Genomic DNA, 16,850 nt, shown 5'->3' with positions numbered 1-16,850 from the left:
TCAGTGGAGAAGGCGGCGACATCGGCGAATACACGCAGGCGCTGGAACCGTTGCTGTGCCAGCGCCTGCGCAGTCACGCGCGCACGCTGGGTGTCAGCGTTGCCAGTCTGTTTCACCTGGGCTGGGCGCGTGTGCTGGCGGGCCTTACCGGTCGCCAGCGCGTGGTCTTTGGCACGGTGTTGATGGGCCGTCTTTTGGGGGCCGAGGCCACCGAGCGGGCACTGGGCATTTTCATCAACACCTTGCCGCTGCGCCTGGATCTGGGCGATCAGGACCTGCGTACGTCGATTCGCGCCACGCATCAGCGCCTGACCACGCTGATGCGCCACGAACACGCGCCATTGGCGTTGGCCCAGCGGTGCAGCGGCGTCGCAGCACCGACGCCGTTGTTCAACGCCTTGCTCAACTATCGTCACAGCGCTGCGGCGCAGGCGTCCGGCGAGACCTGGCAGGGCATTCAGGTGCTGCATGCACAGGAACGCAGCAACTACCCGCTGGTGGTGAGCGTCGATGACCTGGGCGAAGCGTTCAGTCTCACCGCTCAAACGTCGCCGCAAATCGATCCACAGCGCATCTGCGCTTATCTGCAACGCGCCATGGAGCATCTGCTGGAGGCGCTGGAGCACTCGCCGCAGACCAAGGCCGAACAACTCGACATGTTGCCGCTTGCAGAGCGCACGCATGTGCTGCAGCAGCTCAATCCGCAGCCAACTGACTACGAGCGTGGTCTGACACTGCACCAGCGTATCGAGCAACATACGCCTGAATCCATTGCCGCACAGGTCGGCGAGCGTCGCCTGACTTACGGCGAACTGAACCAGCGCGCCAACGCACTGGCCCATCACCTGATCAGCCTTGGCGTGCGCGCCGACGACCGCGTGGCGGTGATGGCCCGTCGCGGGCTGGACACGCTGGTAGCCATGCTCGCGGTGCTCAAGTCAGGCGCTGGCTACGTGCCGGTGGATCCGTCACACCCAGACGAACGCATTGCCTACCTGCTGACCGACAGCGCCCCGAAAGTGCTGCTGACCCAGCAGGCATTGCTCAGTCGTGTGCCGGAACTGGCTGCGTCGGTCATTGCCTTCGATCAGCCGAGCTGGCCGGAACTTCTGGAACATCCTCAGGTGGCAGGGCTGACTTCCGCGCACCTGGCCTATGTCATCTATACCTCCGGCTCGACCGGCCAGCCCAAAGGCGTAATGGTCGAGCACCGCACGCTGAACAACCTGATCGACTGGCATTGCCAAACCTTCGACCTGCAGGCGGGCAGCCACACCGCCAGCGTCGCCGGTTTTGGTTTTGATGCCATGGCGTGGGAAATCTGGCCGGCGCTGTGTGCCGGGGCGACCTTGCACCTGCCGCCTGCCGACGTTGGCAATGAACAGCTTGATGCGCTGCTCGACTGGTGGATCGCCCAGCCGTTGCAAGTTGCGTTTCTGCCTACACCGGTCGCGGAATACGCCTTCAGCCGTGACCTGCGTCATCCGACGTTGCGTACGCTGCTGATCGGAGGTGACCGTCTGCGTCAATTCCATCGTGATCCGGGCTTTGCCGTGATCAACAACTACGGCCCGACCGAGGCCACGGTGGTCGCCACCTCGGGTCGTTTGTGGCCAGACGGTAGCCTGGACATTGGCAAACCGATTGCCAACACCCGTGTGTACCTGCTCGACGAACGCCAGCAACTGGTGCCGCTGGGCGTGGCGGGCGAGCTGTACGTGGCGGGCGACAGCGTGGCGCGTGGCTACCTGAATCGACCCGAAATGACCGCCGAACGGTTCCTGCGTGACCCGTTCCACCCAGACGCCACGGCTCGCATGTACCGCACCGGCGACCTGGCGCGCTGGAACGCCGACGGTACGCTGGAATACCTGGGGCGTAATGACGACCAAGTGAAAATCCGTGGCGTGCGCATCGAACTTGGTGAGATCGAAGCGCAGTTCAGCCAGTTGCCGGGCATCGAAGAGGCGCTGGTAGTGGCCCGGGAAGACGAGCCGGGTCAGCCAAGGCTGGTGGGTTACTTTATCGAACAAGCCGATGTTACTGGCTCGACTGTGGGTGATCTGCGCGCCGCCTTGCTGGCGGTGCTGCCGGGTTACATGGTGCCCAGCGCCTTCGTGCGTCTTGACGCCTGGCCGCTGACCGCCAACGGCAAGGTTGACCGTCGCGCCTTGCCGCTGCCGGATCGTGAGGCGCTGCAAACGTCTGATTACGAGGCGCCGCAAGGCGAGCTGGAAATAGCCCTTGCGGCGATCTGGAGCCAATTGTTGCAGGTCGAACGGGTAGGGCGTCAGGACCGCTTTTTCGAGCTGGGCGGTCATTCGTTGCTGGCCATGCGCATGGTGTCTCAGGTGCGCCAGCGGCTTTCGCTGGAGCTTGCGCTGGGCGACCTGTTTGCCGACAGCGCACTGGCCGCCGTCGCGCGCTGTCTGGGTAATGCCGGACACCATGAGCTGCCTGCCATCCAGGTTTCGAGGCATGACGGACCGGTTCTATTGTCCTTTGCCCAGCAAAGGCTGTGGTTCCTGGCGCAAATGGAGGATGCCAACAGCGCTTACAACATTCCGCTGGGCCTGCAACTGACCGGGCATCTGGACACCCGGGCACTCAAGCGCGCCCTTGAGCGTATTGTCGTGCGCCATGACAGCCTGCGCAGCCGCTTCATTCAACACGAAGGCGAGGCCCGTGTGCAGGCTGCACCGGCCTCGGTCGTTCCCGAACTGCTCTGGCAAGACCTGCGCGGTGAGGACGAGCACGCACTGCAGCGCATTGTTCGCGAAGAAGCCGCGCAGCCGTTCGATCTGCTGGACGACCTGCCGATTCGCGGGCGTCTGCTGTGCCTGGCCGAAGACCGGCACGTGCTGTTGCTGACCCTGCACCACATCGTCGCCGATGGTTGGTCGCTTGGCGTTTTCACCCGGGAACTCACCGCGTTGTATCGGGCATTCAGCGAAGGGCTGGAGGATCCGCTTGCGCCATTGTCCTTGCAGTACGCGGACTACGCACTGTGGCAACGCAACTGGCTGGACGGCGAGCGCATGAGCCGCCAGAGCGACTTCTGGCATCAGGCGCTGACCGGCGCACCGGCCTTATTGACCTTACCAACTGACCGTCCACGCCCGGCGCGTCAGGACTACTCAGGTGCCAGCGTTGCGGTACGTCTCGACCCGCGCCTGTGCGATGACCTGAAAACCTGCTGCCAGCGCCATGGCGTGACGCCGTTCATGCTGTTCATGGGAGCGTGGGCTGTGCTGCTGGCCCGGCTGTCGGGGCAGTCCGAGGTGGTAATCGGTATGCCGGTGGCCAACCGTCGGCACAGCGAAGTCGAGGGGCTGATCGGTCTGTTCGTCAACACCCTCGCGGTGCGCATTGACACGTCGGCCGAGCCGGATGTCAGTACGCTGCTGGCGCGGATCAAATCTCAGGTGATTCAGGCCCAGGAACATCAGGATCTGCCGTTCGAACAAGTGGTGGAGCGTCTGAAGCCGCCGCGCAGCCTGGCCCACAGCCCGTTGTTCCAGGCGTCGCTGGCCTGGGATGGCAGTCAGGGGCTGGAATTGCAATTGGGCGATCTGCACCTGCAGCCGCTGTCCGAGCAGCCGACGTTCGCCAAGTTCGACCTGACCCTGAGCATGGGTGAGACCGCCGAAGGCTTCGGCGGTGTGGTCGATTACGCCACGGCGTTGTTCGACGAAGCGACCGTGGTGCGTCATGTGGGTTACCTGGAGCAGTTGCTGTGGACGATGGTCGGCAACGCCCATGCGGTGCCGGCAAGGGCTGGCATGCTGGGGCATGAGGAACGACGCCGTCTGCTGGTGGATTTCAACGCCAGCGAGCAGGATTTCCAACTGGATTGCCCCATACAGGCACTGTTTGAGGCCCAGGTTGCCCGAACCCCGGATGCCATTGCGCTGGAGTCGGCAGGCGTTCGCCTGACTTATCGCCAGCTCAACGAGGCGTCCAATCGACTGGCGAATCATCTGATCGAGCAGGGCGTGCAGCCGCAAAGCCGGGTCGCGGTCTGCCTGCAACGGGGCCCACACCTGCTGGTCGGTCTGCTGGCCGTGCTCAAGGCAGGCGGTGCCTATGTGCCGCTGGACCCTGGCTACCCGATGGATCGTCTGGCCTACATGCTCAGTGACAGCCAGGCCGTGACGCTGCTGGTTGACGCCAGCACGCGCGAGCGTTTTGCCGACCGTCAACTGCCGCAACTCGACCTGGACAGCGGCACCTGGAACGCGCAATCGGCTGAAAATCCGGTTATTCCGGGGTTGGGGTCAGGTCATCTGGCCTACGTGATCTACACCTCGGGCTCCACTGGCACCCCCAAGGGCGTGATGGTCGAGCATCGCGGCCTGTGCAATCTGGTGCAATGGAGTTCGCAGCTGTGTCCGCCAGCCCCTGATCGCGCGTTGCTGCTTAAAACACCGGTCAGTTTCGACGCCTCGGTCTGGGAGCTTTTCTGGCCGCTGTGCGCGGGCATGCGTCTGGTGCTGGCGCGCCCTGACGGGCAGCGCGACCCGGCGTATCTGGCTCAGGAGATTCAGGACCGTGAGGTCAGCGTGGTGCAGTTCGTGCCTGCGCTGTTGCAACAGTTCTTCGAACTCGACGAAAGCGCCCGCTGCACCAGCCTGACCGATATCGTCTGCGGTGGTGGTGAACTGACTGCCGCCATGGCCGCGCAGGTACGCATGCGTTTGCCGCACGTGCGTTTGCACAACGTGTATGGTCCGACCGAAGCCACGGTGGACTGCAGTGTGTGGACCCTGGAACCTGACCAGCCGGTGCCGGAGTCGACGTTGCCAATCGGCCGCGCCATCAGCAATACGCGCCTGTACGTGCTCGATGACCATGACCAGCCCGTGCCGCAAGGCGTGGTCGGGCAGTTGCACATCGGCGGTGCGGGTGTCGCGCGTGGCTACCTGAACCTGCCCGACATGCAGGCTGAACGGTTCATCGACAGCCCGTTCGTGCCCGGTGATCGCCTGTACCGCAGCGGCGATCTGGTTCGCCTGCGTGCAGATGGTCAACTGGAGTTTCTCGGCCGCAACGACTTCCAGGTCAAGCTGCATGGCCTGCGCATCGAACTGGGCGAAATCGAAGCACGCCTGAGTGCCCATCCGGCGTTGCGTGAAGTCGCGGTCCTGTTGCATGGAGACCGATTGGTCGCCTGGTTCAGTTGCCGGGAAGGCCATTCTGCGCCCGGCATCGAGACATTACGCGCCCATGTGCTGGCGCAACTGCCGGACTATATGGTGCCGACGGCCTACGTCGCGCTGTCAGCCTTGCCGCTAAGCCTCAATGGCAAGCTCGACCGTGCAGCGCTGCCTGAGCCGGACGCGAATGCTGTGCTGAGCCGTCACTACGAGGCGCCGCTGTGCGAAACCGAAGCTCGTCTGGCAGAGCTGTGGGCCGAACTGCTGAATGTCGCCCGAGTCGGGCGTCAGGATCATTTCTTCGAACTGGGCGGGCATTCACTGCTCGCCGTCACCCTGATCGCACGCATGCGCAAATTGGGCATGCGTGCCGACATTCGCGTGCTGTTCGCCCAGCCGACCCTCGCGGCACTGGCCAGTGCGGTCGGCAATGACAATGAGCTGCAGATACCGGCGAACCGGATCGACGCAGAGTGCCGCTACATCACTCCAGACCTGTTGCCACTGGTGTCGCTGGATCAGGACGGCATCGAGCGTATCGTCGCCCATGTGCCTGGCGGTGCGGCCAACGTGCAGGACATTTACCCGCTCGGACCGTTGCAGGCTGGCATTCTTTATCATCATCTGGCCGCTGGCGACAGCGATCCGTATTTGCTGCAACCCCGATTCTCCTTCGCGGATCGAGCGCGTCTTGACGCATTCTGCAGCGCGTTGCAGCAGGTGATCGAGCGGCACGACATCCTGCGCACGGCACTGTTTTGGGAAGGTCTGTCAGCGCCGGTTCAGGTGGTGTGGCGCAAGGGGGCTCTGCGTATCGACGAGATCGCGCTGCACGATCTGGACAACGCCCCGCGCATGGACCTCACTCAGGCACCGCTGCTGCACCTGGTGCATGCCCGTGATCCGGGCACCGGCCTGATCGCTGCGACGTTGCGTTTCCATCACGTGGTCATGGACCATGTCGCGCTCGACGTGCTGGGTCAGGAATTGCAAAGCATCCTGCTTGGCGAAGAAGCGCAACTCGCCGCGCCTGTTCCCTATCGCAATTACATCGCTCACGTGCTGCACGGGCCGGACGATGCCGCCCACGAGGCGTTCTTCCGCGAACAATTGGGCGACATCGATGAGCCTACGCTGCCTTACGGTCTGGCGTTTGCCTCGCAGGACGATGTTCCCCTCGAAGCCCGTCTGGTGCTCGACGATGCCCTGTGCCACAAGGTGCGCGATCAATCCCGCCTGCTCGGTGTGAGTGCTGCAAGCCTGATGCACCTGGCCTGGGCGCAGGTGCTCGGGCACTTGTCAGGACGTGAAAGCGTGGTATTCGGCACCGTGCTGCTGGGTCGCCTGCAGGGCTCTGAAGGCGTCGAACGGGCATTGGGTGTGTTCATCAATACCTTGCCGCTGCGCATCGAACTGGGCAGCCAGTCCGTGCGCGACGCCGTACAGGATACGCATCGCAGGCTGACCGGTCTGCTCGTCCACGAGCATGCGCAGCTGGCGCTGGCCCAGCGATGCAGCGCGTTGCCTGCGGGCGCTCCGTTGTTCAACAGCTTGCTCAACTACCGTCACAGCGCGGTTCACGAAGCCGCCGATGAGGCTACGACCCTGGCGTGGCAAGGGATTGAAGTGCTGAATGCGCAGGAGCGCAGCAACTATCCGTTGACCCTGAGCGTCGATGACCTGGGCCAGGGCTTCAGCTTCACAGCACAGGCCACGCCGGGCATTGAGCCGCAGCGGGTCTGCGATTACCTGCATGAAGCACTGACGCACCTGATTCTGGCGCTGGAGCAGCAACCCGATACCGCCATGACGCAACTGGGCATTCTGCCTGCGTCTGAGCGTCAGCAATTGCTGCATGAGTTCAACGACACGCGTCGCGACTACCCGCGCGAGCAACCCGTGCATTGCCTGTTCGAACAGCGTGCCGCTCGCCATCCTGAGCGCGTGGCCGTCGTGCATGGCCAGCGTTCGATGACGTATGGCGAACTGAATGAGCAAGCCAACCGCCTCGCTCATCACCTGATTGAACAAGGGATTGCGCCGAGCGACCATGTGGCAATCGTGTTGCCGCGTTCTGTAGCGCTGCTGATCGCCCAGTTGGCCGTGAGCAAATGCGCCGCAACCTTCGTCCCGCTGGATATCAATGCGCCTGCGGAGCGCCAGAGCTACATGCTGGATGACTGCCAGGCGGTCTGCGTGCTGACCCGCAGCACGACCGCCATCAACGCGGCTACCCGCCGTATCGATCTGGACAGTCTTGAACTGAGCGACCAGCCCGCCCATGACCCTCAACGCGCGCAGGGCCTGGACACTGCGGCTTACGTCATGTACACCTCCGGCTCCACCGGCGCACCGAAAGGCGTGCGGGTGCCACATCGGGGCATCGCCCGTCTGGTGCTGAACAACGGCTATGCCGATTTCAATGATCAGGACCGCATCGCCTTCGCCTCCAATCCGGCATTCGATGCCAGCACCCTGGAAGTGTGGGGTGCGTTGCTCAATGGCGGACAGGTGTGTGTGGTGGACCATGAAGTACTGGTCGATCCGAGCCGTTTCAGTGCGTTGCTGAGCGATGCCGGGATCACCGTATTGTTCATTACCACGGCGCTGTTCAACCAATACGTGCAGCAGATTCCAGCGGCGCTGCAAGGACTGCGCGTGCTGTTTTCCGGCGGTGAGCGCGCAGACCCGGTCAGTTTCCGCACGCTGCTGACTCAGGCCCGGGGGATGCGTCTGTTCAATGCCTACGGACCGACCGAGACCACCACCTTTGCCACCGTCTACGAAGTTCGGGGTGTATCCGAGGGCGAAGAAAGCCTGCCGATTGGTCGTCCCATCGGCAACACCCGCGTCTATGTGCTGGACGCTCATCAGCGTCTGGTGCCCAAAGGCGTGACCGGCGAGCTGTACATTGGCGGTGATGGTGTGGCACTGGGATACCTGAACCGCCCGGAACTGACTGCCGAAAAATTCATGGCCGACCCGTTCAGCGATGAACCCGACGCCATGATGTACCGCACCGGCGACCTGGGGCGGTGGCTGGACGACGGGCAACTGGAGTGCCTGGGACGCGACGACGATCAGGTGAAGATCCGTGGCTTCCGCATCGAACTGGGTGAAATCGTCAGTTGCCTGCACCAGTTGCCGGGTATTGGCGAAACCGTGGTCCTGGCTCGCGAAGACGAGCCAGGCAATGTGCGGCTTGTGGCGTACTACACCAGCCATGACGAGGGCGCATTGCTCGTTCCCGAGCAGATGCGTGCACACCTGCAGGCCAGCTTGCCTGACTACATGGTGCCGACCGCTTTCATCGAGCTGACGACACTGCCGCTGACGGCCAATGGCAAGCTGGACCGTCGGGCGCTGCCCAAACCCGAGCGTTCGGCGCTGTTCGGCCTGAGCTACGAAGCGCCACAAGGCGAGTTCGAAGTGGCGCTGGCCGAGATCTGGGCCGAGGTATTGCAGGTCGAGCGAGTCGGTCGTCACGATCACTTTTTCGAGCTGGGCGGGCATTCCTTGCTGGCCATGCGCATGGTGTCTCAGGTTCGCCAGCAACTGGGCGTGGAGTTGCCGTTGGGTGAGCTGTTTGCCCTTGGCGAACTGGCGGCCGTGGCCGCCGCGCTGTGTGACGTGGCGCGCAGTGAGCTGCCGTCAATCCTGCCGGTGACGCGTGACCAGCCGATGCCACTGTCTTTCGCCCAGCAAAGGCTGTGGTTCCTGGCGCAGATGGACGGCGGCAACGAGGCCTATAACATCCCCATGGCGTTGAGCCTTGAGGGAACCCTCGACGTGACAGCCCTGACGCGTGCCCTGGCGCGTATCGTCGAACGCCACGAAACCTTGCGCAGCCGGTTCGTGGCGGGTGAAGACAGCGCACACGTGCTGTTCGTGCCGACACCCGCCGATGCCCGGCTGCCTGTCGAGGACATGCGCCACATTCCGCAGGCATTCGCCGAGCGCATCCGCGCCGAAGCGGTCGCGCCGTTCGATCTGGCTAACGGGCCGCTGATGCGTGCGCGTCTGCTACAGGTGGCCGATGAGCGTCACGTGCTGCTGCTGACCGTGCATCATATCGTCGCCGATGGCTGGTCGATGGGCGTACTGACTCAGGAACTGCTGGCGCTGTACCCGGCGTTCTGCCGAGGGCAGCATGACCCGCTGCCACCCTTGGCGATCCAGTACGCCGATTATGCCGTATGGCAACGCCGCTGGCTGACCGGCGAGCGCCTGCAACACCAGGCGGCTTACTGGCGTCAGGTACTGGAAGGCGCGCCGACACTGCTCACTCTGCCGACCGACCGGCCACGTCCGGCGCAGCAGGACTTTGCAGGTGCCAGTCTTGGATTGCAGTTGAACGCGCGGTTGACGGCGGATCTGCGCACACTGGCGCAACGTCAGGGCGTGACGCTGTACATGGCATTGATGGCGGCCTGGGCTGCGACCCTCACGCGTCTGTCCGGTCAGGCCGAAGTGGTGATCGGCAGCCCGGTGGCAGGTCGAGGCCGTGCCGAGCTGGAAGAGCTGGTCGGCCTGTTCGTCAACACGCTGGCCGTGCGCATCGACACCTCGGGCAGTCCGAGCGGCGAAGCGCTGTTGGCGCGGGTCAAGGCTCGGGTGCTGGAGGCGCAGGACCATCAGGACCTGCCATTCGAACAGGTCGTGGAAGTGGTTCGTCCTGCCCGCAATCTGGCCCATCCACCGTTGTTCCAGACCACCCTGAACTGGATGCCCGGTGCGCACGCAGCCATGCTGCTCGACGGTCTGGTTGTCGCACCGGTCGAGCAGGTCAGCCAGGTCTCCAAATTCGACCTGTCGCTGAACCTGAGCGAGCAGGGCGAGAGGTTGATCGGCACGCTGGACTACGCGACGGCGCTGTTCGACGAAGCGACCGTGCAGCGCTATCTCGGCTATTTCGTGCAGATTCTCGAAACGCTGGCGACCCATGAGCAGGCGCAGCCTGACCGGATCGCGCTGGTAAGCCATCAGGAGCGGCATTACCTGCTGGACACGCTGAATGCGACTGCTCTGGACGTTTCCTTCGAGCAAACCGTGCATGCCCTTATCGAAGCCCGTGCGGCCAGCGCGCCGGTGAGCGTGGCGGCACAGGTGGGCGAGCGTTGCCTGAGCTACGGCGAGCTGAATCATCGCGCCAATGCCTTGGCCCATCACCTGATCAGCCTTGGCGTGCGCGTTGATGATCGTGTGGCGGTCATGGCCCGTCGCGGGCTTGACACGCTGGTGGCCTTGCTGGCCGTGCTCAAGGCCGGGGCTGGTTACGTGCCGGTCGATCCTTCGCACCCGGACGAGCGCATCGCCTACCTGCTGAGCGACAGCGCCCCCAAAGTGCTGCTGACCCAGCAGGCATTATTGAGCCGCGTCCCGGTACTGAACGCGCCGGTCATTGCCTTTGACCGCCCGGACTGGCCGGAGCGTCTGGACAACCCGCAGGTGGCGGGGCTAACGGCTGCGCATCTTGCGTACGTGATTTATACCTCCGGCTCCACCGGACAGCCCAAGGGCGTCATGGTCGAGCACCGCACCCTGAACAATCTTCTGGCGTGGCACTGCCAGACGTTCGAGCTGCACGCCGGCAGCCACACCGCCAGCGTCGCCGGTTTTGGCTTCGATGCCATGGCCTGGGAAATCTGGCCGGCGCTGTGTGCCGGGGCAACGTTGCACCTGCCGCCAGAGACCATCAGCAACGAACAGCTGGATGCGCTGCTCGACTGGTGGATCGCCCAGCCGCTGCAAGTCGCGTTTCTGCCTACACCGGTCGCGGAATACGCCTTCAGCCGTGACCTGCGTCATCCGACGTTGCGCACGCTGTTGATCGGCGGCGATCGTCTGCGTCAATTCCATCGTGATCCGGGCTTTGCCGTGATCAACAACTACGGCCCGACCGAGGCCACGGTGGTCGCCACCTCGGGCCGTTTGTGGCCAGACGGCAGCCTGGACATTGGCAAACCGATTGCCAACACCCGCGTGTACCTGCTCGACGAACGTCAGCAACTGGTGCCGCTGGGCGTGGCGGGCGAGCTGTATGTGGCAGGCGACAGCGTGGCGCGAGGCTACCTGAATCGCCCTGAAATGACCGCCGAACGGTTCCTGCGTGACCCGTTCCACCCAGACGCCACGGCTCGCATGTACCGCACCGGCGACCTGGCGCGCTGGAACGCCGACGGTACGCTGGAATACCTGGGGCGTAATGACGACCAGGTGAAAATCCGTGGTGTGCGCATCGAACTTGGTGAGATCGAAGCGCAGTTCAGCCAGTTGCCGGGCATTGAAGAGGCGCTGGTCGTGGCCCGTGAAGACGAGCCGGGTCAGCCAAGGCTGGTGGGTTACTTCATCGAACAAGCTGGTATCACCAGCTCGACTGTGGGTGATCTGCGTGCCGCCTTGCTGGCGGTACTGCCGGGTTACATGGTACCCAGCGCCTTTGTGCGTCTTGACGCCTGGCCGCTGACCGCCAACGGCAAGGTTGACCGTCGTGCCTTGCCGGTGCCGGATCGCGAGGCGCTGCCAGGTCGGGACTACGAGGCCCCTCAGGGCGCGGTAGAAACGGCGCTGGCCGAGATATGGGCCGAGCTGCTGCATGTCGAGCGCGTGGGACGCCATGATCACTTCTTTGAACTGGGCGGGCACTCGCTGCTGGCTGTGACCCTGATCGCGCAGATGCGCCGCCAGGGCATCGAGGCGGACATTCGCACCCTGTTTGCACAACCGACGCTGTCCGCACTGGCCGGCGCAATCGGCAGCAGTCAGCAGACGCCGATACCGGCCAACCTGATTCAAGTGGATTGCACGCACATCACGCCAGACCTGTTGCCACTGGTAACGCTGGAGCAGGCCGACATCGACCTCATCGTCGCCCAAGTTCCGGGCGGCGTGGCGAATGTGCAGGACATTTATCCGCTGGGGCCGCTGCAGGCCGGGATCTTCTATCACCATTTGTCCGCAGGCGGCGACGATCCTTATCAGTTACAGGCCCGTTTTGCCTTTGCCGACCGTGCGCGTCTGAACGCGTTTTGCGCAGCCTTGCAGCGGGTGATTGCCCGCAACGATGTGCTGCGCACTTCATTGTGCTGGGAAGGGTTGCAGACACCGGTTCAAGTGGTCTGGCGACAGGCAGTATTGCCGGTGATCGAAGTGGCGCTGGACGCTCTCGCAGAGGCCGAACCTTTGGGTCTCGAAAAGGCCCCGTTGTTGCGTCTGGTCCATGCTGATGATCCGGCCAACGGACGGATTGTCGCAGTATTGCTGTTCCATCACCTGATCATGGATCACATGGCGCTGGAACTGTTGAGCCACGAACTGCAAGCCGTGCTGCTCGATCAGGAAGCAGACCTGCCTTCGCCAGTGCCCTACCGTAATTACATTGCCCATACGTTGCAGGATGAGGGCGATCAGAGCCATGAACTGTTCTTCCGTGAGCAATTGGGCGACCTCAGCGAGCCGACCCTGCCTTATGGCCAGAACGGGTTGCCGGGCGCTCAGGTGCCGGGGGAAGCCAGGCATTGTCTGGACGCTGACCTGAGCCGCAAGGTGCGCGATCAGGCGCGTGTGATGGGTGTCAGCGCCGCGAGTCTGATGCACCTGGCCTGGGCGCAGGTGCTTGGACAATTGTCGGGGCGTGACACGGTGGTATTCGGCACGGTTCTACTCGGGCGGCTGCAGGGAGGTGAAGGCGTAGAACGCACGCTGGGTGTGTTCATCAACACCTTGCCGCTGCGCATCGATCTGGCTGGCCAGTCGGCGCAGGATGCGGTGCTTCAGACTCATCGGCGTCTCAGCGGGTTGCTGGGGCACGAACACGCGCCGCTGGCCCTGGCGCAACGCTGCAGTGCGCTGCCAGCCGGTGCACCCTTGTTCAGCGCTTTGCTCAACTACCGTCACAGCGCGGCCCCTCAAGCCGCTGACGTTTCTGCGAGCACGGCCTGGCAAGGCATCGAGCTGCTCGCTGCGCAAGAACGCAGCAACTACGCGTTGACCCTGAGCGTGGATGACCTGGGCGAGGGTTTCGACCTGACAGCACTCACCGCGACCGGTATCGACGCACGACGGGTTTGTGCCTATATGGTTTGCGCGGTGGAGAATCTCATTCACGCCTTGGCACATTCACCGCTGACGGGGCTGGAAACGCTGGATCTGCTGCCTGTTGCCGAGCGTACCGAGTTGCTGGAAGGCTTCAATGCCCAGCGCAGCGAGCCTGACAGCGCGCTCACCATTCATCAGCGCATCGAGCGGCAGGCGGTTGTCACCCCGGATGCCATAGCCGCGCAGGTGGGTGATCAGCGGTTGAGCTACGAGCAGTTGAATCGTCGCGCCAACGCCCTCGCGCATCATTTGATCAGACTGGGTGTGCGTCCTGATGATCGCGTTGCGGTCATGGCACGTCGCGGACTGGACACGCTGGTGGGGCTGCTGGCCGTGCTCAAGGCCGGTGCCGGATATGTACCGGTCGATCCGGCGCACCCGGACGAGCGCATCAATTATCTGCTGGCAGACAGCGCGCCGGTCGCGGTGCTGACCCAGGCCGATCTGCTGCAGCGGCTGCCGGGCCTGACGGTGCCGGTGGTTGCGATGGACCAGGCAGACTGGCCGACGCGTGAGGTTAATCCGCAGGTGACGCAACTGACCACCGCGCATCTGGCCTACGTGATCTACACCTCGGGCTCCACCGGCTTGCCCAAGGGGGTGATGGTTGAGCACCGGGCGCTCAACAAACTGGTGGACTGGCATTGCGAGGCCTTCGACCTGCACGCCGGCAGTCACACTGCCAGTGTCGCTGGCTTCGGGTTCGATGCCATGGCTTGGGAAGTCTGGCCTGCGTTATGTGCCGGGGCGACCCTGCACGTGCCGCCTGCTGACATCGGCAATGAACAACTGGATGCATTGCTCGACTGGTGGCTGGCTCAACCGCTGCAGGTTGCCTTTCTGCCGACGCCGGTCGCCGAGTACGCTTTCAGCCGCGAGATGCGTCATCCGACGTTGCGCACGCTGTTGATCGGCGGTGACCGTCTACGTCACTTCCAGCGCGACCCGGGCTTTGCGGTGATCAATAACTACGGTCCGACCGAAACCACAGTGGTGGCCAGTTCGGGCGAAATGTTTGCTGGCGGTGTGCTGCACATCGGTAAACCGGTGTGCCATGCACGGATTTACGTGCTGGATGCCCATTGCCGGCCGGTGCCGCTGGGTGTTCCGGGCGAGTTGTACATCGGCGGCGACGCGGTTGCGCGGGGGTATCTGAACCGTCCGGACCTGACTGCCGAACGCTTTCTGGATGACCCGTTCAGCGACCAGCCGGACGCACGGATGTATCGCTCGGGCGATCTGGTTCGCTGGTTGGCCGATGGCACGCTGGAGTATCTGGGCCGCAACGACGACCAGGTGAAGATTCGCGGCGTACGCATTGAACTGGGCGAGATCGAGCAACATCTGGCACTGTGTCCGGGTGTCGCCGAAGCCGTGGTCGTCGCTCAGCGCCTGGAAGAGGGCGGATTGCGGCTGGTGGCGTATTTCACCCGTCATGATGCGTTGCTCGACGCGACTGCGTTGCGTGCGCACCTGGCAGAGCGTCTGCCGGAGTACATGGTGCCTGCCGCTTATGTGGTGCTGGATGCGCTGCCACTGACCCGCAATGGCAAGGTGGATCGCAAGGCGTTGCCGGTGCCAAGCGCAGACTCGCTGGCGATAGCCACTTACCAAGCCCCCGAAACACCGCTCGAAGAACGTCTGGCCGAACGCTGGGCCGAAGTGCTGGAAGTCGAGCGGGTTGGCCGCCATGACAGCTTCTTCGAACTGGGCGGTCATTCGCTGCTGGCGATTCGTCTGGTCAGTCTGATCCAGAAATCCGGCCTGTCGCTGAGTCTTGCCGAGCTGTTTCAGCATCCAAGCGTCGCCGCACTGGCCCGCTTGCTTGAACGCCGTTCTGGCGAAACCGCTGAAATGCCTGAGGTCATCACGGTGCGGGAGGGCAGCAGCGCAACGCCGCTGTTCCTGATCCATGACTTCACCGGGCTGGACGCCTACTTCCCGGTACTGGGCCAGCATCTGGACGGCGATTTTGCGATCTACGGTCTGCCGGGCATTGGCCTGGGACAAGCGCAACTCGACACGCTGGAAGGTCTGGCAGCACGGCTGATCGAGCGAATTCAAAGCGTACAACCTCACGGGCCTTACCGAGTGGCGGGCTGGTCATTCGGCGGTGTGCTGGCCTATGAAGTGGCTACGCAACTCGTGGGCATGGACGAGTCAGTGGCCTTTGTCGGTCTGCTGGACAGCTACGTGCCGCGTCTGACCGATCAGGGCAAGGCGCGCTGGGAAGGGTCGCAGTTGCTTGAACGTGAGCTGCTGGCGCATTGCTCGACATATTGGCGAGCGCAAGGCCAGGCAGGCGTTGCACCGCTGATGCAACTGCAAGCCTTGCAGGCACAGCCGCAGAGGCCGGTATTTGAATCATTGTTGCAGCTGTGTCGGGATGAACAGCTGCTGTATCCAGAGCTGGCGCAGGCGAGTGATCTGCAACTGCGCCACTATCTGGAGCGCGAACTGGCTCATGGCCATGCGCTGGCTCATTACCGGTTGCAGCCCATTAACCTGCCGGTCTATCTGTTTCGCGCCGAGCAACGGGAGCATGCACCGAGCGATACGAACAGCGGCCATGACTCAAACCGTGATTCCAGCCATGGCTGGGCCGAGGTTGTGCCCGCCGCGCAGTTGCATTGCGTCAGCGTGCCGGGCGATCACATGAGCATGATGCAAGCACCGCATGTTCAGGTGTTGGGCCAGGCATTGAGCCGTGTACTGAGCGATCAGACACCGGCCATGCCACCCGTCTATAAAGCGTTGCTGGCGATTCAGAGCGGACAGCGTGGGAGGGCACCCCTGTTCTGCGTACCGGGCGCTGGCGACAGTGTCACCAGCCTGATCGGTCTGGCGGAAGCATTTGGGCCGGACTGGCCGATCTACGGGTTGCAGGCGCGTGGTCTTGAAGGTCGCTATGTGCCTCACAGCCGTGTCGAGGCGGCCGCCAGAAGCTACGTTCAGGAAATTGAAAACCTGTATCCGCAGGGGCCTCTGCATCTGGTGGGGCATTCGTTCGGCGGCTGGGTAGCCCACGCCATGGCGAGCAGGCTCCAGGCACAGGGTCGAGAAGTGCTGTCGCTGACCCTGATCGACAGTGAAGCACCCGGCAATACAACTACGTGCAGCAAGCCTTATACCGCTACGGCGGCGCTGCAGCGGCTGATCAATGCACTGCAATTGTCCAGCGGCAAGGACCTGGGGCTTGATTCGCCCGCTTTCGTCGATGCTGAGGACGACGTCCAGCTACACCAGCTTCGTGAGGCCATGGTTCGCGTCGGTTTGCTGTCGTCGCGGGTGACGCCACAGGCGTTGAGCGGGATTGTGCGCACGTTTTCCAGTGCCTTGCGCACCCTGTACCGGCCAGAGCAGAGCTACGTCGGCCCCGCCAGTCTGGTGCTGTTGACCGACCCCGGCCTGGACGCGGCTGCCAATCAGGTTGAGCACACGGATATGACCCAGGGCTGGCAACAGCTGTTGCCACAACTGACGCTGTGGAACGGTCCAGGCGACCATTTCAGCATCCTCAAGACGCCGGACGTCTACAGCCTGGCGGCCTGGTGGTACGACAGACAGGCCGTCAGCGTCAGGGAACCGCTGGCATGA

General features: G+C 63.4%; 1 protein-coding gene (only partly in view). It reads left to right on the top strand.

The window, feature by feature from the left end; translation table 11 throughout:
* Window positions 1–16,850, top strand: partial view of a non-ribosomal peptide synthetase gene (locus H8S56_RS01850; protein ID WP_187517698.1) — the 3' portion only. 898 nt of this gene lie to the left of the window's left edge; 16,850 of the gene's 17,748 nt are visible here — the last part of the coding sequence; its start codon lies off the left edge, out of view; the stop codon is at window positions 16,848–16,850.

Origin of the sequence: Pseudomonas triticifolii (assembly GCF_014358015.1) — a bacterium.
Classification (GTDB): domain Bacteria; phylum Pseudomonadota; class Gammaproteobacteria; order Pseudomonadales; family Pseudomonadaceae; genus Aquipseudomonas; species Aquipseudomonas triticifolii.
The sequence above is the reverse complement of the archived record's forward strand: the minus strand, read 5'-3'. Positions and strand labels throughout refer to the sequence as shown.